Annotated in this window: 23 protein-coding genes; 19 read left to right on the top strand and 4 right to left on the bottom strand. The window is 43.5% G+C overall.

The genetic code is table 11. From position 1 onward, the window contains the following. Window positions 1–174: 174 nt before the first annotated feature. On the bottom strand, window positions 175–801 hold the full coding sequence (gene gmk, locus IE130_RS10060; protein WP_189585402.1) for a guanylate kinase: 627 nt from the start codon (window positions 799–801) through the stop codon (window positions 175–177). Window positions 802–1,137: 336 nt separating this feature from the next. Here gmk and ispH point away from each other — a divergent pair, with 336 nt between their 5' ends. From ispH to IE130_RS10005, 11 genes are all read left to right on the top strand, one after another. After that, the gene (ispH, locus tag IE130_RS10055) at window positions 1,138–2,094 is read left to right on the top strand and encodes a 4-hydroxy-3-methylbut-2-enyl diphosphate reductase (protein WP_010201433.1); all 957 of its coding nucleotides are present in this window, start codon (window positions 1,138–1,140) and stop codon (window positions 2,092–2,094) included. A gap of 1 nt (window position 2,095) precedes the next feature. Continuing rightward, complete coding sequence (locus IE130_RS10050; protein ID WP_189585399.1) at window positions 2,096–2,341, top strand: hypothetical protein; 246 nt, start codon at window positions 2,096–2,098, stop codon at window positions 2,339–2,341. 153 nt (window positions 2,342–2,494) lie between these two features. Next, the gene (locus IE130_RS10045) at window positions 2,495–3,310 is read left to right on the top strand and encodes a thioesterase family protein (RefSeq protein WP_189585396.1); all 816 of its coding nucleotides are present in this window, start codon (window positions 2,495–2,497) and stop codon (window positions 3,308–3,310) included. 536 nt (window positions 3,311–3,846) lie between these two features. After that, window positions 3,847–5,832 carry a molecular chaperone HtpG gene (htpG, locus tag IE130_RS10040; protein WP_189585393.1) on the top strand — a complete coding sequence of 662 codons (1,986 nt, stop codon included), beginning with the start codon at window positions 3,847–3,849 and terminating at the stop codon, window positions 5,830–5,832. 319 nt (window positions 5,833–6,151) lie between these two features. Then, complete coding sequence (locus IE130_RS10035; RefSeq protein WP_189585390.1) at window positions 6,152–7,654, top strand: C13 family peptidase; 1,503 nt, start codon at window positions 6,152–6,154, stop codon at window positions 7,652–7,654. Between the two features lie 102 nt (window positions 7,655–7,756). Continuing rightward, a complete protein-coding gene (fghA, locus tag IE130_RS10030) occupies window positions 7,757–8,662 on the top strand; it encodes an S-formylglutathione hydrolase (protein WP_189585387.1) in 906 nt (301 codons plus the stop codon). A 310-nt stretch (window positions 8,663–8,972) separates the two neighbouring features. After that, a complete protein-coding gene (locus IE130_RS14240) occupies window positions 8,973–9,221 on the top strand; it encodes a TIGR03643 family protein (RefSeq protein WP_227676205.1) in 249 nt (82 codons plus the stop codon). Window positions 9,222–9,316: 95 nt separating this feature from the next. Beyond that, window positions 9,317–10,006, top strand: coding sequence for a ribulose-phosphate 3-epimerase (gene rpe, locus IE130_RS10020; RefSeq protein ID WP_189585381.1), 690 nt, complete (start codon window positions 9,317–9,319; stop codon window positions 10,004–10,006). A gap of 130 nt (window positions 10,007–10,136) precedes the next feature. Next, complete coding sequence (locus IE130_RS10015; protein WP_189585377.1) at window positions 10,137–10,493, top strand: hypothetical protein; 357 nt, start codon at window positions 10,137–10,139, stop codon at window positions 10,491–10,493. A 146-nt stretch (window positions 10,494–10,639) separates the two neighbouring features. Further along, complete coding sequence (locus IE130_RS10010) at window positions 10,640–10,951, top strand: hypothetical protein (RefSeq protein ID WP_010201409.1); 312 nt, start codon at window positions 10,640–10,642, stop codon at window positions 10,949–10,951. 193 nt (window positions 10,952–11,144) lie between these two features. Beyond that, the gene (locus IE130_RS10005) at window positions 11,145–11,456 is read left to right on the top strand and encodes a hypothetical protein (RefSeq protein ID WP_010201404.1); all 312 of its coding nucleotides are present in this window, start codon (window positions 11,145–11,147) and stop codon (window positions 11,454–11,456) included. A 144-nt stretch (window positions 11,457–11,600) separates the two neighbouring features. Here IE130_RS10005 and rpmG read toward each other — a convergent pair whose 3' ends face one another. Together rpmG and rpmB are read right to left on the bottom strand one after the other, a co-directional pair. Then, complete coding sequence (gene rpmG / locus IE130_RS10000) at window positions 11,601–11,756, bottom strand: 50S ribosomal protein L33 (RefSeq protein ID WP_010201403.1); 156 nt, start codon at window positions 11,754–11,756, stop codon at window positions 11,601–11,603. 134 nt (window positions 11,757–11,890) lie between these two features. Then, a complete protein-coding gene (rpmB, locus tag IE130_RS09995) occupies window positions 11,891–12,127 on the bottom strand; it encodes a 50S ribosomal protein L28 (RefSeq protein WP_010201401.1) in 237 nt (78 codons plus the stop codon). A gap of 485 nt (window positions 12,128–12,612) precedes the next feature. On the opposite strand from rpmB, the gene IE130_RS09990 reads away from it, so the two are divergent. Both IE130_RS09990 and purU read left to right on the top strand, forming a co-directional pair. Next, entirely contained in the window at window positions 12,613–14,922 is a 2,310-nt protein-coding gene (locus IE130_RS09990) for an Ig-like domain-containing protein (RefSeq protein WP_189585375.1), read from the top strand. 191 nt (window positions 14,923–15,113) lie between these two features. Next, window positions 15,114–16,037: a formyltetrahydrofolate deformylase gene (purU, locus tag IE130_RS09985; protein ID WP_227676193.1), complete on the top strand. Its 924-nt coding sequence runs from the start codon at window positions 15,114–15,116 to the stop codon at window positions 16,035–16,037. A gap of 118 nt (window positions 16,038–16,155) precedes the next feature. On the opposite strand, the gene IE130_RS09980 is transcribed toward purU, so the two are convergent. Further along, window positions 16,156–16,947, bottom strand: coding sequence for a cytochrome C assembly family protein (locus IE130_RS09980; protein WP_010201396.1), 792 nt, complete (start codon window positions 16,945–16,947; stop codon window positions 16,156–16,158). A gap of 389 nt (window positions 16,948–17,336) precedes the next feature. On the opposite strand from IE130_RS09980, the gene ffh reads away from it, so the two are divergent. From ffh to IE130_RS09950, 6 genes are all read left to right on the top strand, one after another. Continuing rightward, window positions 17,337–18,887, top strand: a complete 1,551-nt coding sequence (gene ffh, locus IE130_RS09975) for a signal recognition particle protein (RefSeq protein WP_189585371.1) — start codon at window positions 17,337–17,339, stop codon at window positions 18,885–18,887. A 189-nt stretch (window positions 18,888–19,076) separates the two neighbouring features. Further along, entirely contained in the window at window positions 19,077–19,760 is a 684-nt protein-coding gene (tsaB, locus tag IE130_RS09970) for a tRNA (adenosine(37)-N6)-threonylcarbamoyltransferase complex dimerization subunit type 1 TsaB (protein ID WP_189585368.1), read from the top strand. A gap of 89 nt (window positions 19,761–19,849) precedes the next feature. Then, complete coding sequence (locus tag IE130_RS09965; RefSeq protein WP_189585365.1) at window positions 19,850–20,692, top strand: undecaprenyl-diphosphate phosphatase; 843 nt, start codon at window positions 19,850–19,852, stop codon at window positions 20,690–20,692. A 51-nt stretch (window positions 20,693–20,743) separates the two neighbouring features. Continuing rightward, window positions 20,744–21,655 carry a class I SAM-dependent methyltransferase gene (locus tag IE130_RS09960; RefSeq protein WP_189585362.1) on the top strand — a complete coding sequence of 304 codons (912 nt, stop codon included), beginning with the start codon at window positions 20,744–20,746 and terminating at the stop codon, window positions 21,653–21,655. 99 nt (window positions 21,656–21,754) lie between these two features. Beyond that, window positions 21,755–22,693: a 4-hydroxybenzoate octaprenyltransferase gene (ubiA, locus tag IE130_RS09955; protein ID WP_189585359.1), complete on the top strand. Its 939-nt coding sequence runs from the start codon at window positions 21,755–21,757 to the stop codon at window positions 22,691–22,693. After that, window positions 22,686–23,369 (top strand): DUF4112 domain-containing protein, encoded by a 684-nt coding sequence (locus IE130_RS09950; protein WP_189585356.1) that lies wholly within the window; start codon window positions 22,686–22,688, stop codon window positions 23,367–23,369. The genes ubiA and IE130_RS09950 overlap by 8 nt, the downstream gene beginning before the upstream one ends. Window positions 23,370–23,422 lie beyond the last annotated feature (53 nt).

Here is a 23,422-nt window from a genome sequence, read left to right as displayed (position 1 = left end):
AATAGCTACCTCGGTTGTTTTTATTAGTCACAGACATAGTCCGTCACTCAAATAAAAATAATATCAAAAATATAAAGGGGAATAGCTAGACATTGTAGCATTTTTTGCCTAGGTAGGTGGTTGCTTTTTATGTCTGCTTGCCAAATTAAACCCTACTGACAGGCAGTAATAACCCTACTCTTGTACTTTATTGCTTAGCAAGTTGCTAATCGTACGATGATAACGCTGCTGTTGGCGTTTTAGCGTCTGTCTATCAGCGACGATAATGGCTTTTAGCTCAGTCAAAGCGACTTCGAAATTATCATTAATTATGACAAAATCAAAATTTACGTATTGCGCCATCTCAGTCACTGCGCCTGCTAAGCGCTGCTCTATGACTTCTATCGTGTCTTGCGCGCGAGTCGACAAGCGCTGGCGTAACGTGGCAATGCTTGGGGGCAGAATAAAGACCATCGTCGCGTCAGTAAATATTTTTTTGACTTGTAGCGCCCCCTGCCAATCAATCTCCAAAATCACATCGACACCGGCCTCTAATTGCGCACGTACGCTTTGTTCTGAGGTGCCATAATAATTACCAAACACTTCGGCGTGCTCCAAAAATTTATTGTCGCCGATGGCAGTCACAAATTTATCGACATCGGTAAAATGATAATGATGACCATCAATTTCACCCGGACGCGGGACGCGAGTCGTATGGGAGACACTGACGGTCAAGTCATTGGTGGTGGCAAGTAGCTGTTTCACCAGTGAGGTCTTGCCCGTACCAGAGGCAGCGGTAATAATAAATAATGAACCTGTCATACAAAGTGTCCTAATGGGGTGTGCCCTAATAAAGTGTGTGCTAATAAAAGACGAAAAGATATGGTAGTGAACCGCCAAAGCATCAAAGGCTGGTAAAAATATAAAATGCCATCATGTAAGGTTAGAGAAACCATAACCACTGCCTAATTATAAACTGCTTTTGACACTTTTGTTTTTTTAAAGACCGACTGCGTCTATAGCGACTGAGACGGTGGTATTTTAAAAGGCAATAAAAGCAAATTATGCTAAAGTAGCGTATTGAATGCATCCCAACTTTTGACGTTAAGCTTTTGACGTTAAGCGATAAATACAAATTATCTAATGATAGGCCATCTTATGCAAATTTATCTTGCCAATCCACGTGGTTTTTGCGCTGGTGTCGATCGCGCGATTGCGATAGTCAACGAAGCATTGACCCGCTTTGAGCCCCCTATTTATGTCCGTCATGAGGTCGTCCATAATAAATTTGTGGTCTCGGATTTGGCCAATCGCGGTGCGGTATTTGTCGAAGAGCTTCACGAAGTGCCTGATGGTGCAATCGTTATTTTCTCGGCGCATGGGGTCTCAAAAGCGGTCGAAGATGAGGCGACTCGTCGTGACCTGACCGTCTTTGATGCCACTTGTCCGCTAGTCACTAAGGTACATATCGAAGTCGCTAAATTTGCCCAAGATGGTATGGATGCGGTGTTGATTGGTCATGCTGGACATCCTGAAGTTGAGGGCACAATGGGGCGGTTTAACCGTCGTCATGGTGGAGAGATTCATTTGGTCGAAAATGAAGCCGATGTCGAAAAGCTGACTGTGCAGGATGGTGAGCGTTTGGCATTTGTTACCCAAACGACCTTGTCGATGGACGATACGGCACGCGTCATCGATGCACTGCGCGACAAATTCCCTAGTATCGAAGGGCCGCGTAAAGATGATATCTGTTATGCCACCCAAAACCGCCAAGATGCGGTCAAAGATTTGGCCAGTCGCTGCGAGATAGTATTGGTGGTAGGCTCGCCAAATTCCTCAAACTCAAATCGTTTGCGTGAATTGGCAGAGCGGATGAATTGCCGTGCTTACTTGATAGACAACGCCAGCGAAATGGACAGTAGCTGGTTTGACGGCGTAGAGAATGTGGGTGTCACCGCAGGGGCTTCAGCGCCAGAAGTACTGATTCAAGAGGTGCTACAGCAGTTGCAAGATTGGGGCGGTGATTTGCCAAGTGAGCTGTCAGGTATCGAAGAGAATGTCATATTTAGTCTGCCCAAAGCCTTACGTATTCCGGTCACGCAAGTAGGTAAGTAACATGAAAAAGCACAAAAAAAAGTTCGTATTGGCCGAAGCCACAGTCGATGACATTAATAAGCAATTGAAAATTAATATGTTTGTGATTGTTATTTTGGTATTGATGCTTATGCTTAATACGGCACAATTTATGAAAGATTATAGTGTCTTATATGGTGCGCTCATTGCCATCATGGCTTTTTTCCTCTTTATAATGGCTAAGAGTCGCACGTTGCTCAATATGAGAAAGCAAGAGCTTACTAAATAAACAATAAAGGTAAGCCACGCCTAAAAATTACTAGGAAGTGATTGACAGGCTCTGGTAACGCATAACTTTTTTATACAACCATAACCACGTCTCACAACAGTTAAAAAATACTGGATGAATGAGCAAGATTTGGGACAACATTAAGGATGGTTAATGTCAGCTTATTACAACTTTATCAAACGTGAACAGCAAGACGATGGTGTAATGATTGCACACTATCAGCCCACCAAGCATGCCCAAGGCGCTTGGAATGAGCACGAGCAGCATATGGCACCAGCGACAGGATTACTAACCGCTGAGCTTAGTAGGTTCGCTCCACAAGAGAATATGAGAATTGCCCGTATTAGTCTCGACATTTTGGGACTCATACCGCTCGATGAGTTTACTGTTACTACCCGTTGTATTCGTCCGGGTAGAACCATTGAGCTGGTTGAGTCGGTGCTGAGCAGTCGTGGCCGTGATGCTATTATTGCTCGTGCATGGCGACTGATGACTCAAGACACCAGCGAGATTGCAGGGCTGGAGGATCAAAAGGCACAGTACCAACCTGAAGACTTGGCAGTCTGGGATGGTATGAAAGGTTGGCCAGGTGGTTTTATTAAAACAGTGCGCTTAGTCACTGATGCTGATCGTCGCGCTGGGCGTGGTATGGTTTGGATCACCAATGATGTTGGGATGGTCGAGGGCGAACTGACGAATGATTTGGTGCATTTATTGGGCATGGTCGATACTGCCAATGGCGTCGTGCCACGACTTGGTCTCGGACTATCAACGTTGGAGTGGATGTTTCCCAATACTGATTTGCAGATTCATATGCATCGCGCGCCGCAAGGACGTTGGCTCGGCATTGACGCGGTACAACAGTATGGCGCTGATGGGATTGGGGTGACCAGCGCAGTGTTGCACGATATATATGGCCCGTTTGGTCGCAGCGAGCAGATTTTGACCATTCGTCCGATGCCACGTTAAATGTTGAGTAATTTTATTGTTTTAAAAAACAAAACAAAAATATAGATTTAATATATTTTACAGAATTATAGTAATCGGTTGTAATGGTGTCTATCAAGACAATATTACTGCACTGAAGGTTACTATGAAAACATATATTCACTTTTCAAATAAGCTAACGACTATTTGGGATTTATTGATAGAAGCTTACTCAGAATAAAGTTCAATATAATTTCGATACAAGGAAACCGAGTGCAAGTTATACATTAGCATGCTTAGCGAGGATGACGATGTAGCGGATTTATATAGACTTGACTATATGCCTTTTTAAATGATTATGTGAGTATATGGCTCATAAAAAACACCGCCTTCGCAAACTAAGACGGTGTTTTTTATTGAATAACCCTTTTGCGCTTGAAATTTTCTTTGCTGCCCCTATTAGTATAAACAGCTTAACGGTATCCAACAGGCTAGCTTTGATAATGCTATTAAAGCGGTCTTGGCAGGTTCATCGTTATTTTATAATAAGTACTTAATAGAATTCAAAGGAGTGTTTTATGAGTGAAGCAACTCAAGCTAAAGGTCTGAATCCAGAATTAAAAAAACATACGTTTGAAGCGGAAGTGGCACAGTTGCTGCATTTGGTGACGCATTCGCTATATTCTAATGCCGATATCTTTGTCCGTGAGCTAGTATCTAATGCCTCTGATGCCTGCGATAAGCTGCGTTTTGAAGGCACCAATGATGACAGTCTTTATGAAAGCGATGGTGAGTTAAAAATTCGTATTGCTATCGATGAAGATGCTAAAACCATCACCTTTACCGATAATGGTATTGGTATGAATGAAGCGGATGCCATCGAAAACTTAGGTACGATTGCTAAGTCTGGCACTAAAGCGTTCTTAGACAAGCTTTCTGAGTCGCAAAAGCAAGAAGGTCAATTAATCGGACAGTTCGGTGTTGGTTTCTATTCAGGCTTTATCGTGGCAGATACGATTAGCGTAGAATCACGCAAAGCGGGCGAGCCTGCAGATAAAGGCGTACGTTGGGTATCCGATGGCACTGGTAGCTTTACCGTTGAGCCCATCACCAAAGACGCGCGTGGTACTGCCATCACGTTGCATCTAAAAGAAGAGTACGTTGAAGGTGAAGACAGCTATCTAGACCGCGCCAAAATCAAGCGCTTGGTGAATAAATACTCTGACCATATCAGCCTACCGATTCAAATGCGTAAAGAAGTTTGGCAAGAAGATGTAGCCGATGACGAAACTGACAGCGCTGATGCACAAGCCTCTGCTGGCGGCGAAATGGTACTGACTGACGAATGGGAAACCATCAACAAAGCCAGTGCTCTGTGGACTCGCTCAAGCTCTGAGATTGAAGATGAGGAATATGTCGATTTTTATAAAAACATCTCCTATGATATGGATGCACCGCTGACGTGGACGCATAACCGTGTCGAAGGCCGCGTTCAGTATACGCAGCTGCTATACATTCCTAAAAAAGCGCCTGTAGATTTATATACTCGTGAGCAGCAGCATGGTCTCAAGCTTTACGTCAAGCGCGTCTTTATTATGGACGAGGCTGAGCAGTTGCTACCGATGTATCTACGCTTTGTCAAAGGAGTTATCGATTCAGCTGACTTGCCATTGAACGTCAGTCGCGAGCTATTGCAAGAATCGCGTGATGTGAAGTCTATCCGTGATGGTAATGCGCGTCGTATTTTGACCTTGCTGGCAAGTTTGGCCAATAGCGAAGACAGTGATAAGCAAGAGAAGTTCGCGCAGTTCTACGCTGAGTTTGGTGATGTCATCAAAGAAGGTGTGGGCGAGGACATGGGCAATCAAGAACGTATTGCCAAATTGCTACGTTATGCGACCAGCACGCAAGACAGTGTGATGACCAGCTTTGAAGACTATAAAGCGCGCATGAAAGACGGTCAAAAGGCCATCTATTACATAACGGCTGATAATTTGGCAGCGGCAAAGAACAGTCCACAGCTTGAGTTGTTCAAGAAGAAAGGCATCGAAGTTATTTTGATGACCAGCCGTGTCGATGAATGGGCGATGAACTTCTTAACCTCATTTGATGAGACACCGCTACAAAATATCGCCAAAGGCGCGGTTGATTTGGGTGATTTGCAAGACGAAGCCGAAAAAGCCGAAGCCGAAAAAGCCGAAGAAACCATGAAGCCAGTGGTTGATAAGCTAAAAGCAGCGTTAGGCGAGCGTGCGAAAGACGTGAAAGTGTCTACGCGCTTGGTTGATAGCCCAGCCTGTTTGGTCGTTGGTGAAGGTGAGTTGTCGCCGCAAATGATTCAAATGCTCCAGCAAATGGGTCAAGATGTGCCAGCGAGTAAGCCAACGCTTGAAGTCAACCCTGATCATCCATTGATTAAGAAGTTAGAGGGTAGCGAGCAATCTGACGTCGATTTTGACAAGCTGGCGCAAGTCATCTTTGATCAAGCATTGCTAGCAGATGGCGGTCAATTAGACGATCCAGCCGCTTACCTAAAACGTGTCAATGAGTTATTGATGAGATAGTTTTGAGTCGTTGATATAGAAGGAGGTCTTGTATTCAAGGCCTCCTTTTTTTAATTGATTTTCGGTCAGATTTGAGCGATTTTTTACAAATCAGCCTTATCCTCTTGACCGACAATCCGTTACAATCGCGTTAGATTGGCGAGCCATACTATTGACTCATATTATTCGTTTTTTTGCTTATTCTATAGTGAATCAAACATAACGTCGCTGTGTGTAAGCCGCGCAAAAAATGTAAACAAATAACATTGAACGGCTGCTGCATCAAAATACTTATCATTGATTCACTTTATTTCTTTCGACTGGCTAGAGGTCTAAGTCTTTGTCACTTACGTCGCTAAAAACCGTATCGCTTCAGCGCTTTTCACTCAATTTCGCTGCCAATATTATCGCAACTTTATGGATGCTAGTGGGGTCAACGCGCGCGTTTTCTTGGGTTAAGCCCACCTTTATTCAGTTTGCAGTCTTCGCGCTATTGGCACTTGGTAGCAACGTGCTTTTCTCATGGCTGGCTGCTGAAGGCGGCAGTATTTTTAATGAGCAAGGATTGGTCAGCTATCTCATTTGGCCGATGATTATTTTATTGAGTGGCATTATTTTGGCACGGCGAGCGGGCAATCAAGCGCTGGTTTTTGTGCCTGTGGTGCTATGGTTGGTTGCTGACACCTTGTCGGCATTGTTACAAAGTCTGGTGCAGTTTTTTGGCAGTTATGGTTGGCTGCCGGACTGGAGTTATTCATTTTTACCCATTCTGTTTTTAGTGCTGTTCTTATGGCAGACGCTTGCCTTATTGTGGATTTTTTCTCGTCGCATGCGCACACCATGGTGGGAGCGTATTATTGTGCTGGTAGGCGCAGTGGCACTGTTGACTATCTGGCAGCGTAATGTCGCTGATCAACCCATATTCAAGCAAATTCCTGTAGAACCGGTGTTAGAAGAGGCTGCATTGTACGAGCAGCCACGTCTGTTGCAACAAGCGCTTGATGGCATTGATCCAAGTATCGATGGCAAGACTGACTGGTACTTTATGGGTGTGGCTGGGTTCTCTGATCAAAATGTTTTTCGCTCCGAGATTAATAAAGTACGTGAGCTGTTCGATGTGCGCTTTGGCACCAGCGGTCATTCGCTCTCACTCATTAATAATCAGTACAGCTGGCTCGATGAACCAATTGCGACTAAGACCAGTATTTTGCGCGGCTTAAAAAGAATTGGTCGGCAGATGAATGCCGATGAAGATGTGCTGTTTCTCACGCTATCCTCACACGGTACTGAAGATATTGTGCAATTGGCGAATCCACCACTTGCGATAGATAATTTAGATGCCACCTGGTTGCGTGAATCTTTGGATGCTTCAGGTATTCGCTGGCGTGTCATCGTCGTATCAGCGTGTTACTCAGGCTCGTTCATCGATGAATTGGCCTCACCGACCACAGTGGTGATTACTGCCTCAGCAGCTGATAAAGCTTCGTTTGGCTGCACCAATACGGCAGAAATGACTTATTTTGGGCAAGCGTTCTTTGCTGAAAGCCTGCGTGAAAATACCAGCTTTGAATCCGCCTTTAAGGATGCCCGCTTACGAGTGACTGAGCGCGAAAGTGTGATGGGTTTTGAGCCATCAGAGCCACAGATGGTGATTGGTAGCCTAATGGAGACGGCGCTACCTGCGTTTGAGCAAGTATTGTTTGATAAAACCCGTCCACCAGTCGCTAGCATTACGAATAATGCGGGTTCTACCACCGTTAATATTTTACCCAGTAATACTGCAAACACCGCTTCCAACAGTACCTTTAACTTGCCAGTGGATGCTACCAGTGATATTGATTAAAATTTGAGCGCTATTTGACTTGTTATCAATGTGCTTTTTGCCTTATAAAGCGCTTTTTATAGGCCATCGTTTATTTTACCTTGGATAAAGAGGAAGTTACTCATGAACAATACTTATAATAAAAGCTTGTCTGCTAACAGCCAGCTCACACAAAAGAGTGTGAACCGTTGCTTTGACGGCGAGCAGCATTACTATAGTCATCAATCGACAGCGACGAAAACGCCGATGACGTTCAGTATTTATCTGCCTGATGAAGCGCTCGCAGGGCGGTTATGTCCTGCCGTTTTATATCTATCTGGTCTGACCTGTAATGCCGATAACGTCACCCATAAAGCGCATTTTCAACAAAAATGTAGCGAGCTTGGTATGATATTTATTGCTCCAGATACCTCTCCTAAAACTGGTGACGGCAGTGACGGTGACAGCGGTGAAGTGCCGAACGATGAGCGCTATTTTGTCGGTCAGGGCGCAAGCTACTATGTGGATGCGACACAACAGCCGTGGGCAGAGCATTTCAATATGCAAAGCTACATCGTCGATGAGCTATACGATTTGCTGCGCTCAGAATTTCCCATTCATAGCATGGGTATCACTGGACACTCCATGGGCGGTCACGGGGCGTTACTGTTAGGTTTTAAATTCCCAAGTAAGTTTGTCAGTGTCTCCGCCTTATCACCTGTCTGTGCCGCTAGTGAATCGGCATGGGGGCAAGCTGCCTATACTGAGTATTTTGGTGAAGACCAATCACTATGGTCACAAGCCGATGCATCGAAGATGATCGAAAAGGTCGGTCAACAGTATGCCAGCATCTTGGTCGATCAAGGCGCTGCGGATAATTTTTTAGCAGAAGGGCAGCTGCAAACAGCCAAACTTCAAGACGCTTGTACAAAAGCCAAGCAGCCTTTAACATTGCGTTATCAGGCAGGTCATGACCATAGTTATTATTTTATTCAGAGCATTATCAACGACCATATCGAACATCATTGGCGCATGGCACAACTTAGCTAAGCGTCGATATCGAACTCTTTTCACTAAGCCGCTCAACACGCGCTAATGTTTAAAAGGTAAAATTATGGCAAGTTATCAAGATTTAACAGCATCTAATTCCGATGCGAACTCAATACGTGACACCCATTCAATAAGTGACACTCATCCAGAGTCTAAAAATGCGCAATCAGCACTCGCGACTATGCAAGCTGATATGGATGCGGCTCTAAAAAATAAACAACGCACCAGTATTACTGAAAATGGCAACCAAGTCTCTAAAGCTAACTCAGATGAGTTCATCGCAAAAAATATCAATGACGCTGGTGATAGAGTGCTTGATGAGACCCAAGTCTCGCGAGTGATAGAGATGGCATGGGAAGACAGAACACCATTTGGCGCGATCGAGCATAGCTACGGTCTTAATGAAGCTGGCGTGATTAAGCTCATGCGCCAAGAGCTAAAGCCGTCGTCCTTTCGATTATGGCGTCAGCGCGTGAGCAACCGTGCTACCAAACATCAAGCGAAACGAGATTTTGGCGTTGGTCGTGCTTATTGTAAAACCCAATATAAACAGCGCTAGTGGTTTAATTCCTTAAGGTTATTGCTTTAAAGGCTTAAGTTTTTTAAGTCAGTTCTTAGTATTCTTTTATTCCAACAAAATTAGGTAGCTCAATTATGATCAGTCCTTCTAAACCATATCTTATTGCACCGTCGATACTCTCAGCTGATTTTGCACGTTTAGGCGAAGAAGTTGAAAAGGTATTAGAGTCAGGTGCCGATGTGATTCATTTTGATGTAATGGATAATCATTACGTACCCAATTTGACGTTTGGTAGTATGATTTGTAAGGCACTGCGTGACTATGGCATTGATGCACCTATCGACGTACATCTGATGGTGTCACCTGTTGATAGTATGATTGAGCAGTTTTTGGAAGCAGGTGCGAGCATTATTACTTTTCATCCAGAAGCCAGTGGACACATTGATCGTTCGTTGCAGCTCATCAAAGATGGCGGTGCTGAATGTGGCTTAGTATTGAACCCAGCGACGCCATTACATTATTTAGACTATGTCATGGATAAAGTGGATCAGATTCTACTGATGAGTGTCAATCCTGGCTATGGTGGTCAGTCGTTTATTGAAGGTACTTTGGACAAGGTGCGCCAAGTTCGTCAACGAATCATTACCAGTGGTCGTGATATCAGGTTAGAAGTCGATGGTGGTGTCAAAGCCAGTAATATCCGAGCCATCGCTGAAGCGGGCGCTGATATGTTTGTCGCTGGTTCTGCGATATTTAACCAAGAAGACTATAAGGCTGCTATCGATGCCATGCGTGTAGAGCTTGCATTGGCCAATAATAGCTAATAACTGCTAATAACTGCCGTATGACGTGATAGCAAAATTGACCCAGTACCACTGGGGCAAAAAAGTATTAACATGTGCTGTATAACTTATAACGATGCCTAACAGCAAGTTCCGTAAAGGTAGGTGAAATATGGACACAAAAAATTCAATCAACTCGTCAGCGTCACCTGAACCAGTGGCAAGCACAGCGCAGCAACGCAGCTTAGTACCCAAAGGTATTACCATTGGCTTGGCTATGTTTGCGCTTGTCTTAAGCTTGGCAGGTTACGGCTTTCGTCTCATGGTAGGTGATGATACTGGCGAAGTATTACGCCACGCTGCGGTCATCGTGCCTGCATTTATGCTAGGTATTCCGCTGTTGTTCTGGATAGGGTCACGCATATTTAACAAGGTCAAAGGCACACATATAGAAGGCTGGAATGCGATTAGCTTGGGCTATTTAACCTCTTGTATATCGATACTATGGTTGATGGGCACTTATAGTTAATTTTTTAGTCGCTAAGATGAGGTTGCTGAATAGCTATAACCTTATGAATGTTCAACAGACCCTAATATGGCAATATGTTTCATAAGCGGTTTTTACACACTTTTTCATCATTAAGTCATGCTCTATAAGCATGACTGGAATTTTACATGCGAATCATACCGACCAAGATTGCTAACATTATTTATCCAAAAGACTTACCAAATGGTTTATTTACCAGCTTAATTATCGCGTGTCTGCTGTTAGGGCTGGCATCACTGCGTCATGGTACAGATTTTCAAGGCTGGCTAAATGTCATCGAAAACTGGCTGCTTATGCTGTTGATATTTCCGACTGCTACTGCCACCGTTGCCTTGCCATTTAAATATCGAGATCCAACGCTAGAGTTAAAGCTCATGTATTACCTTGGCATGTTTGTGGCTTTCTTATTCACCATCGCAAAACTACGCTATTGGCGTTAATTGGTTTGCAGCGTCAGCAGGCGAAAGTTGCATTGATATGTAAGACTTGCGTGACAGCCCTTGAATTCTAAGGTCAAAGCGTCCATTGTATGAGTAAGATAGTTTTACCCGCGTTACTGTCAAATGCTAGCTTTATTAAATGAATTATTAGGGTTTCTTTGCAGCGATAAACGGGATAATAAGGATAACGTGAATGCCATACGACATTGATAATGAAATAGAAGTAGACAACGAAAGTACCGATCAATTTGCAGGATTTGCCAAAGAGACCACACTCGAGCTAGTAGAGGCGGATGATGGTCGATTGTTATTGCGTGACGCTGAACAAGATGAAGCGCCGTTGATGACCATTGATTTTTCTGAAAAACTAAAAGAGTTGCTTGGTAGTGATACGCAAGCGATAGGTCAGCACATGATTCATGCAGCGATTCAGGTCATTATGCAAAAGCAGATGAGCCAATGGCATGCGCATGTCTATGATAAAGAGCCAACACACTATAGTTAATTTAATCTGCATAGCTATCTCTGTATGGCTATTAATAATAGCGAGCAAGTTAGTAAGGCAAGTTAAGCACAAATAGTCAAAACGTCAGCAATAAAAAAAGGGTATATCAATTGATATACCCTTTTTTTGTTCAAATAACAGCAATTATTTGATTTTAGCTTCTTTAAAGATCACATGCTGGCGTACTTTTGGATCAAACTTTTTGATTTCCATTTTGCCAGGCATAGTGCGCTTGTTTTTGGTAGTGGTGTAGTAATACCCAGTACCAGCAGTTGATACTAACTTAATTTTATCTCTCATGATAGCTTTCCTGTAAATGAGGGGTCTTCAAACGATAGGTACGGATCTAAAAAATTAAGTGGCTACAATAAATGTAGCAGAATGGCAGCTTAAGTAACAAAGATAATCGATGTCCTTAAGCTGCCAGTCGTCACTTATACTTTTTGACCTTGTGCGCGCATATCTGCTAACACTTTATCGATACCAAGTTTGTCAATGGTGCGCATACCTTTGGTAGACACACGTAGACGTACAAAACGATTTTCAGACTCTACCCAAAAACGATGGTTATGAAGGTTTGGTAGAAAGCGACGACGGGTTTTGTTGTTTGCGTGCGAAACATTATTACCCACCATAGGGCGCTTTCCAGTCACTTGGCAAACTCTAGACATGGCGAACTCCTAATCTATGAGGTATGAGTTTTTCTCATACCAGTCTGGGCAAGTTGCACGTATTTGCGGCATGGACACAGCAAGCGGCAGCTTTGCACCAAACAAAACTATATGAAGGTTGAGCTGATATGACTGTCATCTAAAGGCAAATAACAGGCTAACCAATTCAGAAAATTTTAAAGCCGACATTTATACCATAAAAGTAATGAATACTCAAATATTTTTATGATAATTGTCTGCTTCAACGCGAGCTATTATACCTGAAATGAGGGAACTATGTGATTGATTATTTAACGGTAAAGGTTAATTTTTAGTTGTAAGTTATAACAAAAGTCAGTAAAGTTGCTGTTATAAAATTAATACAATCTGTTAATACAACTGGCTTTAATGTAAATCTATGTATCATTGCCAATCTATTATGATTCTGTGTAATGCTATTTTACTTATTTGCTCGAAAAAATTACTGCTCATGCGGAGTTCAGAACATGTCATATAGCTCATTACCACTTAGCTCTAAACTATTTCAATTTACAGCGCTAACATTGGCTTTAACTCTAGCAGGCTGTGGCGGCGGTGGTACTGATACGGTCGCACCAGAACCTGATTTGGGTGTGACGCAACCTGGGACGGGTGGTGGTGACGGTGGGGAACAAACTATTGGAGACATCAATATTGTTGAAGGTGCACTCTTTAACGCTGATGGCAATGTCATAAATTCAGTTAGTTTAGAAGGCGCATATTATAAGATAAAGGTAGTTGATGATACTCAAAACCCTATTATAAATGCAAAAGTTGCTTTTGATATTGATGCAGAGGGTATAGAGCTTTCTCAAACGACATCAGGCTCAGTTCTTACAGATGCAGAAGGCATAGCGCAAATATTCTTGAAACCTAGTAGTGCAGAAGTTTCGGGCGCATATACTATATCAGCAAATGCGACTTATGAGCAGCAGTCTGCCACAGCCAATACCACGTTTTCAGTTCAAGCGACGAACGTCTCTTTATCAGCAATAACAGTTGGATCCAATAGTTTGGCTTCAGGAGGTCAAACGCCTATCAGCTTGAAAGTAACTGATCAGGCGGGGAGTATTTTAAGTGGTGTCTTAGTAAACCTTAATAGCAGCTGTGGTCAAATACCAGAACAAGTCACGTCTGATAGTGAAGGAATGGTTGAAGCAGTTTTTAAAGCTATTAATTTAGATACAACATTATGTAGTGGAAATGTCCGAATATCTGCAACGACTGGCAATTCCACACAATCAACTACAGTGATTGTCGCATCTGCTGAAGCTACTTCAATTATTTATACTTCTAGTGATGTAAGTCTAGGTATTCGCGGGAGTGGCTCATCCTCTACAGGGCAAGCTGAATTTACTGTATATTCTGGAGCCACTACGCTTGCAAATGAACAAGTAAGAGTATCTTTAGAAAAATCACCTTTTGGTCTTACTTTTGGACCAAATAGAAACCAACAGTCATATGTAACAACAACTGATGCAAGTGGTCAGGTTGTTGTTCCTATCTTCCCTGGTACGACGCCTGGTCCAGTAGAGATCGAAGTATCTTTAGTAGATGACCCCTTAATAAATGCTTTATCAAAAAATATCACAGTAGCAAGCTCACGAGTTACTCAGACAGGCCTCAGTCTCTCATGGGAAAAGAACGTTTTAGACTGGTCTTATGATGGTGATAGTGCTCAAATTAATGCAAGAATGGTAGATCGTAACGGTAATGCTGTGCCAGATGGTACAGTCATTAATTTCACTGCAGAAGGTGGCAAGATTACATCTAGCTGTGCCACAGTTGATGGCAACTGTGATGTCACCTTTACAACGCAAAACCCGCGTCCAGGTGATGGGCGAGTAAGCATATTAGCAGTTGCTGAAGGTGAAAAAGATTATATCGATATGAACGAAAACAATGCTTGGGATGAAGGTGTTGATATATTAGTTCATAATATCGGTGATACATTCCGTGACGATAATGAAAGCGGAGATTTTCAGGTTGGTGAGTTTACTTATCCACTGACAACTGGGGCAAGCAATGCATGTGAAAATAATATTGATAAGTACATCAATTTAAAATTTCCATCATTGTCTGATTTGAAAAAGCGTCAGTACGAATCTAGGTATATCAATGAGTTTGTTTCACCTAACAAAGTGAATAGCTGTAACACTGATTTAGATACGGTAGTACGTTATCAAGCTGTTACTTTGCTGTCTAACGGTAACGATACGCGTTTCACTGTGGGAAGTTTAGATCAAGGTGGTAATTTTACAGTTCGAACACCTCAAGCTATTTTTAGTAGTGACACATTAATATCATTCAGAGTGAATAGCGGTGGTTTTTACGACTTAAATCCTATGCCTTCTGGTACAACGATAACTGGTGCAGGCATTGATCAAACTTCAGCAGATCCAACAGCTAAAATTGTTGCGGTAGAAAATGGATATGTGATTGAAGTAGCAGATGCTAACCCGAGATCAACGGTAATCGTAAAAGTTGGAGAAATAGAGTATACGATAACCACAAACAGTAGAGGTCAAGGTGTTTCTTCAAGGTTTGTAAATCCACCTGTAGGCGACATTAGTGTAGAAAGCAAAAACAATACTTGTGAGGCTACCCTATCAGGTGTTACTAAAGTACCTGCTAACTTAGCAACTGGTATGCCGGGTGATAACTTGGGTACTTTTACAACCTTTAAGCTGAAAAACTGTCAGGCAACGGATGAGGTTAAGATTACTGCCACTTCACCAAATGGCAATGTAACTAGCTATACTTATACTATTGGATAGTTGCTTTAGGCTTTAGAACGAACCCCTAACCTCGCGTTGGGGGTTTTTACGTTATGAATCTTAATAACTAAAAAAAACCAACTCAGTCAGCAAAATATCGTAAAAGCGACTAAAATAGCGGTTTTCTTATACTACGAATAGATTCTAAAACCAGTAGTAAATTTTGATTTATTTTTTAGATTGGGCGCACTATGTTAAGTAATAAGACATCAGATACCACAATAACAGCTTCATCTTCTAATAATACCTCTGTTAACCCTGCCATTGATACCGCTACTCTTTTGATTAAATGTAAAGATCAAGCCGGTATCGTGCAAGCGGTATCCGAGTTTATTCATCGCTATGGTGGCAACATCATTACTCTTGATCAGTATTCAACCGCTCATGAAGGCGGACAGTATTTTATGCGCTTAGAGTTTGCGCTATCAGGGTTAAGCGACATCATTGATAATTTTGAAGCCAGCTTTGGGCATACGGTTGCCAAGCGTCACAATATGACTTGGCGCTTACACGATAATGCCATTCAAACCAAAGTCGGTATTTTGGTCTCAAAGTTTGATCACGCTTTATTAGATTTGTTATGGCGCCATCAGCGTGGATTGCTCGATTGCGAGATAACCTCTGTCGTTAGCAACCATGAAGATTTACGCCAAGCGGTAGAAAACTTTGGTATACCCTTTCATTATGTGCCAGTGACCAAGGACAATAAGGCCGAGGCAGAAGAGCAGATTCATGAGCTAATGGCAGGCAATGACTTGCTAGTATTGGCGCGCTATATGCAGATATTGTCGTCTGATTTTGTGAAGCGTTGGCCGATGCAAATTATCAATATCCATCATTCGTTCTTGCCAGCCTTCGTCGGTGCTGACCCGTATCGTCAAGCTTATGATAAAGGCGTCAAGCTTATCGGTGCGACTGCGCATTATGTCACTGCAGAATTGGATCAAGGGCCTATCATTGAGCAAGATGTGCACCGTGTGACGCATCGTCAAGGTGTGATAGAGTTGCGGGCTATTGGTCGTGATATCGAGCGCAATGTGTTGGCACGTGCCGTCAACTGGCATGTGCAAAATCGCGTCATTGTGACTGGAAATAAAACAGTGGTTTTTAATTAGAGCGGTTTTAGAGTTAGAAGAAAGCATTAAAAATAGAGTTAATAAAAAGCCGCCAGTAGTATTAAATAATAATATTGGCGGCTCCACTTTTAAGCACACTACGGTTTTAAAGCTAAGTTTATAAAAGCATCTCTAACACAAATTTGCTGCCGACAAAGCCAATAGCCAGTAGGATAAAGGCATAAATGGTGATGTTGGCCGCACGCTTACCACGCCAGCCAGCGCGCCAATTACCGAATAGTAGCGCGCCAAATAATAACCAAGACAGCAGGCTAAACACGGTCTTATGCACAATATGCTGTGCCATCAAGTCTTCTACATAAATAAAGCCAATGCCCAGAGCAATACTAAGTAGGACGAATCCTACCAACAGCATATCGAACAATAGACTCTCCATACTTTGCAGTGATGGCAGTTTATTGACCCAAAAGCGATGGATAGTTTGATGCTTAAGTTCACGGATTTGTAGCCGCAAAAATAGCGCTTGCAGCGCTGCCATCAGCAGCACACAATAGGCGGCCAGTGATAATAAAATATGCGCCTCAAGACCAACGCTAATATCCGTGAGCGGTTGATAAGGAGCGCGGCCTATATAGCCGATCGTCATGCCTATCAGGGCAGTCGGTGCTGCCAAAATTCCGAGGCTAAGAATGGGGCGATAAAGACAGAACAGCACATAAAAGAATAAGAAAAACAGACTGGTCAGGCTAAACACATTAAATAAATTAAAATTTAGCCCGTATAAGGTAACGACGTACGGATAGAGTAGCGTCGCGTGTGCGAGCATGCCGACCAATAGCAAGCCCAAACTGATGCTTTTATGGATAGGTTTATCCTGAATAAGCGCCCAGCCAATGTGGAAGCTGACGATGATATAAGCCATACTAGCAAGTAAGAATGCAAGGTGCACAGGTAAAAAGCCTCATCTCTTTATGAGCGTAAAATAGCCGCTCAATATAATGCTAAAGTGATCGTGTCAGAATGATTAGAATAATCGTCCAATTTATCATAAAATGGCAGCCAATTGAGTGTCATCTTATTTATTCCTCATAAATGCTGAGCGATGGCATGATAAATAAGATCTTGTATCGGTAACTGATGAGTTTACCCAGCAACTATTTTGCAAAACGTCTATAAGTTTTTAATCACCTTAATGCTATAGTATTGATAATATGCTGTTTTATTTGCTTAAATTGCGACCATTAACGTAAAAACACACCCTAATATTATTTATAAGCCATTGGCATGGTTTACCTAACAATTATTTTAATTGCGAATTATTTTAACTGAGAGTTATTTATGTTTGATACCTTAACAGAACGCTTATCGTCGAGCCTACGCAATATCGTAGGGACTGGGCAACTGACTGAAGACAATATCAAAGACACGCTGCGTGAAGTGCGCATGGCGCTGCTAGAAGCCGACGTGGCGCTACCAGTCACCCGTGACTTTGTAAAGCGCGTCAAAGAGCAAGCGCTTGGTGCAGAAGTGCTCAAAGAGTTGGCACCGGGGCAAGCCTTTGTCAAAATCGTCCACGATGAGCTGACGGAAATGATGGGCAGCGCCAATCAGCAGCTTGAAATGACAGGTAAGCCACCAGTGGTTTATTTACTAGCCGGTTTGCAAGGGGCGGGTAAAACCACAACCGCTGGTAAATTGGCCAAATTTTTACAAGAGCGTCATAAGAAAAAGGTGATGCTAGTCTCGGCTGACGTTTACCGTCCGGCAGCGATTGCCCAGCTTGAGCAAGTGGCTGGTCAAGTGAATGCTAAGTTTGTGAATTCAAGTACAGATGAAAACCCCATTGATATCGCACTACGCGCTATCGAAGAAGCCAAGATTCAGTATCAAGATATTCTAATTATTGATACTGCTGGTCGTCTGCATATTGACGACAATATGATGGATGAGATTAAGGCGTTAACTGCAGCGGTCAATCCATCTGAGACCTTATTCGTCGTCGATGCGATGACGGGTCAAGATGCAGCCAATACTGCCAAAGCCTTTAACGATGCGTTGCCATTGACGGGTGTGATCTTAACCAAGACGGACGGCGATGCTCGCGGCGGTGCGGCGCTTTCTGTACGCGCCATTACCGGTAAGCCGATTAAGTTTTTAGGTCGCGGTGAAAAATTAGACGCGTTAGAGCTATTCCATCCTGAACGTATTGCCCAGCGTATCCTTGGTATGGGTGACGTACTGAGTTTGGTTGAAGAAGTCGAGCAAAAAATCGACCGTGATAAAGCCGAAAAAATGGCGAAAAAAATGCAAAAGGGCGGTGATTTCGACCTTGAGGATCTTTTGACTCAGTTCCAACAAATGAAAAGCATGGGCGGCATGGCAGGTTTCTTAGATAAAATGCCAGGTATGGGCGGCTCAGATATGCAAAAAGCGGTTGAAGATGCCAAGCCAGAAGAGAAAGTGCGTGAAATGGAAGCGTTGATTAATTCGATGACACCATTTGAGCGTAAAAACCCTGATAAGATTAATCCGAGCCGTAAGCGCCGTATCGCTGCTGGTTCTGGTCGCGAGATTCAAGACGTCAATCGTTTGCTCAAGCAGCACAAGCAAATGGCAAAAATGATGAAAATGATCTCCAAGCCTGAAGGCATCAGTAAAATGATGAAATCTATGCAAGGGTTAATGGGTGGCGGCGGTGCTGGTGGCGGCGGTGGCGGTCCTTTATTTGGTGGCGGTGGTCAGCAAGGCGGTGCTAAAGACGTTAACCCACAACAAATGGCCAAACAGATGGGTCTGGATCCAAACAACATGCCAAGCACTGAAGAGATGCAAAAGCAAATGCAAGAAATGCAACATCAAGCACCAAAGGATTTTAAAAAGCGTTTTTAATTAATATCTGCTCGGATCAATAAGCCGTTTTAATGACAGCCCCATGGCAAAAATAGCCTTGGGGTTTTTTATGTCTGCTACATTCTGATGGATTAAGTATGAAAAACGCAGAAAGTCATAAAATTTGCTTATCCTAAATGCTATGATAGGCGCTGTTTTATAATGCTAAGCGAATAGGCTGAGGTGAAGATGTTTTTAGCAATGGATACCGTGTTTGATCAGTGTTCGATCGCGATTTTAGATGCCAGCGGTCAAGTGCTGTCGAGTCATACGGAGACGGGTAAACGCCAGCAAACCCAGCAAATTCTGCCGATGATTGATGCCGCTTTGTCAGAGGCTAAGCTGAACCTTGCTGATTTGCAAGCCTTGATATTTAACCGTGGCCCTGGTGCCTTTAGCGGTATACGGATTAATACGGCAGTGGTACAAGCATTGTCTGTCGCCCATGATATTCCTTGTGTGGGTGTCTCAAGCCTACAAGCGATTGCGCAAGCGGCGTATCAGAAATATGGTGTGACCGACGTGTATAGCGCCCTTGATGCGCGTATGCAGCAAGTTTATTTTGGGCAATATGTTGCAACAGATAATCTGATGCAGGCGGTTAATCAAGAAAATGGTGAAGATACCGAGCAGCTGCTCGATTATGACAGCCAGACAGTGCTTAATATTCCTATCGCTGGTAATGGTGCGTCGCTATTAGCATTATATGACGGTCAGATAATTCAGGCAGATATCCACCCTGACGCTACTGTGATAGGGCAGCTTGGTATTGCTCAGTTCATAGCGACAGGTGGCACAGAAGCCTCGCAAGCTCTACCAAAGTATCTTCGTAATCAAGCGTGGAAAACCCTTAAAGAGCAAGGTAAAGCGTAGTCAATCCCTATTATTTTTAACGCTATGTAAAATATAACAACACACTAAAAACTGTACTAACCAATAGGTCTGTATCTAGGAAAGCCATCGTGGATATCATTTTATTAATTCAAGCTGTCATCATGGGTATCGTTGAAGGTATCACTGAATTTTTACCCATCTCTAGTACTGGCTACTTGATTTTATCAGCGGATTTGATGGGCTTTTGGACCAAAGAAAAGGTCGATTTGTTTGTGGTAGTTGTGCAGCTTGGTGCTATCTTAGCGGTCATTTATGATTACTGGGGCAGACTATGGCAAGCGCTTATGGGTCTACTGACCGGTAAAGCAGAAGGCATGAGTAATCCAAGACAGCTTGGATTGAGCTTAATTGTTGCGACTATTCCGGTGATGATCGTTGGTTTTACCTTCGCTGACGAAATCAAAGCCTATTTGTTTAATCCTATCGTCGTGGCGATTATGCTGATTATCGGTGGTCTACTGATATTCTATGTAGAAAATCGTCCTAAAGTGATTATTGCGCAAGAAGCAGAAGACGTTAGTCTAAAAACAGCGTTGATGATAGGTCTGCTGCAATGTCTGGCATTGATACCGGGGACATCACGTTCAGGTGCGACGATTATTGGTGCGTTATGGTTGGGTGTCTCTCGTAAAGCTTCCGCTGAGTTTTCCTTCTTTTTGGGTATTCCGGTCATCGTCGGTGCGGCATTATTGGATTTGCTCAAGCACCACGATGTGTTGACTAATAGTGCAGACTGGCTGGTTTTAGGCATAGGTACGATCGTATCATTTGTGGTGGCTTTACTTTGCATTCGCCTGCTAGTCGCTTGGGTCAGTCGTCGTGATTTCAAAATATTTGCATGGCTACGTATCATCACTGGCGTCATCGTTTTGGTCGCTGCTTGGGGTTTTGGCTATCAAATGGCTGGCTAGATTTTCACTATATTTTTTAGCCTTAGAAGCAGTAAATAGGGTGGAGCAGTTATGACCGTTTTACAGCAAGAGTCTAAAAAAGCTAGTACCTTTATGATGCATTGCCAACTTCTCTACGTTAGCGAGTCTCAGCAAGCCCAAGTCGAGCGCATACAAGCGCTGATCGCTGTACATCAACTGTCAATTATTCTAGATATTGAGCTGTTTACTGATAAGCTCAATCAGAAACGTCGCCAGCAATTAAGCCAGACATCAATTCAACCTATTCTCTTGTTAGATGAGAAAAACAAGCTTTCATGGCTGAGTGATGGATTGAGCGTTGCGCCAGAATGGGATAAATTACAACGCCGTGTAGTGAGTGCGGGGCGTAAGTCTGAGCTATTATTGCAAGCGGCCAAAGTCACATCGGATAGTATAGTCATTGATGCGACGGCTGGTTTTGGTCATGACAGCTTGATATTGGCCAGCACGGGTGCACAGGTCATTATGCTAGAGCAGCAGCCCTTGATGGCATTGTTATTGTTAGTAGAACAGCAGCGTATGAGTGGGCTAGCAAATTGGCAAAAGCTGATGAGCCGTTTGCAGATTATCAATAACGATGCGCTCAGTTATTTTGACAGCTTGAATAATGTATCGGCAGCTGACCAAAGTAAGCTGATCGATGTGGTTTATTTGGATCCTATGTTTCCAGAGAATAGCTATCAAGATAGCAAGACAGGTAAAGGCGCTAAAGTAGGCAAGCATATGCAAGCACTACACCAATTAGCGCTCCCGCCCACAGCAGACGAAGAGCTGCAATTGCTACAAAGTGCGCAAGCCGTCGTCCATCAGAATGGGCGAAACACACAAGTACAGGGCCGTGTGGTTGTTAAGCGTCCACAACTTGCACCACAACTTGCGCATCAGCCAGCAAGTGAAAGCTGGCATAATGAAGCCGTACGTTTTGATGGCTATTTTGTTTGATGGGTTTTTGACGATGACAAGTCTACTTATTTAATAAGCTTAATGGACACGCGTAGAGATATTACGCTCAGATACTGAATATTTAGAGATGACACTGCAATGACTAACACTCACTCCGCTTTGAGTTTTAAAGAAAAGCTATATGCCTATATGCAGCTGACGCGCTTTGATAAGCCTGTGGGTATTGAGCTGTTACTGTGGCCGACGCTATGGGGTGTGCTACTGGCCGCCATGGGTCAGGCGCAGCAGAACGGAGCGACGGCAGGTCTGCCAAGTCTTAAAATATTTTTGCTTTTTGCCCTCGGCGCGATTTTTATGCGGGCGGCAGGTTGTGCGATTAATGATTTTGCCGATCGTAAGGTGGATGGTCATGTGACCCGCACCAAGGGACGCCCGCTCGCTGATGGGCGTCTGTCTGCTAAAGAAGCAATCGCTGCTTTTTTAGTATTGGTGTTACTCAGTGCCAGTCTGCTGTTTTTCCTGCCCGTTGAAGTGTTCTATTGGTCGCTTGGTGCGATCATACTGGCTTTCATTTATCCATTTATGAAGCGTTTTACCCATTTTCCGCAAGTGTTTTTGGCAGCGGCTTTTGGCTGGGCGATACCCATGGCTTACGTAGCGGTACAAGGTGCTCCTGATGTTTGGTGCTGGCTGTTGTTTAGCGCCTATATGTGCTGGACAGTGGCCTATGATACTCAGTACGCCATGGCTGACCGCGAGGATGATTTGCAGATTGGGGTCAAATCAACGGCAATATTATTTGGTCGTTATGATGTGATTATCATATCAATACTCCAAATGCTGTTTTTATTGATCATGGGCGCGGTCATGTGGCATTATTTTGCACCGACAACGTTAGGCATAACACCAGTATTTGGGCTCGCGTTAGTGGCGATGATGTTTTCCAAACAAAACAGCGCTTGTGCCAGTCGCAATGCTTTGACTTGCTTTCAGGCATTTTTAGCCAATATATGGGTGGGACGTTACGTCTTTGCTCTCATAGCAATCGCTTGTATATGGACGACTTTTAATGGATAAGTTCAATAAATTTTCGAGATTAAAAACGAAAAAATTATCTGATACCAATACTAATGCACCTGTCATCGATTATCAGGCAAAGCTGGCCGAGCATGGGTTGACACGTGAGCAAGTTATCGCGACCGAGCGTAAATTGGCCAAGTTTGCTAATACGATGGATTCGCTCGTACGTGTGCCTTTTACCAAACAAGGAATGGGTGCCGATGCGGCGCTTTCGACCATTCCGTTGGCAGGAGATTTGGCAGGATTGGCGTTAACCAGCTATGCCTTTATATTAGGTCGTCAACTGGGTGTGCCTGCGCACAAAATGACGCCAGCTGTCAGATTGGCACTCATTGATATGGTGGTTGGCATCGTGCCTGGTATTGGGACGCTACTCGATATCTTTATTCGTCCCAGTCGCAAAACCTTAGGTATCGTGCATGAGCATCTACAGGACGAATACGGCATCACTGAAACCATGCATCTGGATCGACCGTTTTTGCATCAATCACTAGAAGACAAGCAACAGCGCAGTCGCTTTGGTTTTTTTTGGCGCAATCCAGTCGTTGCTTGGTTGTATTTACATATCCCTGATATGCTCGGCTTAATGGTCATTGTGGTGATTGGCTGGGGACTGTGGGCAATGATTAGCTGGCTCGTGAGTCTGTTTGGTAAGACCACTGGTTTTGGCTAGAGGAAAGTAAAAAGACCAAAAAAGGCGGCACACGTTACTATCTAGTATTAACG

Source organism: Psychrobacter glaciei (genome assembly GCF_014652895.1).
Taxonomy (GTDB): domain Bacteria; phylum Pseudomonadota; class Gammaproteobacteria; order Pseudomonadales; family Moraxellaceae; genus Psychrobacter; species Psychrobacter glaciei.
Note: the sequence above shows the minus strand (reverse complement) of the source record. Positions and strands in the feature narration are given on the sequence as shown.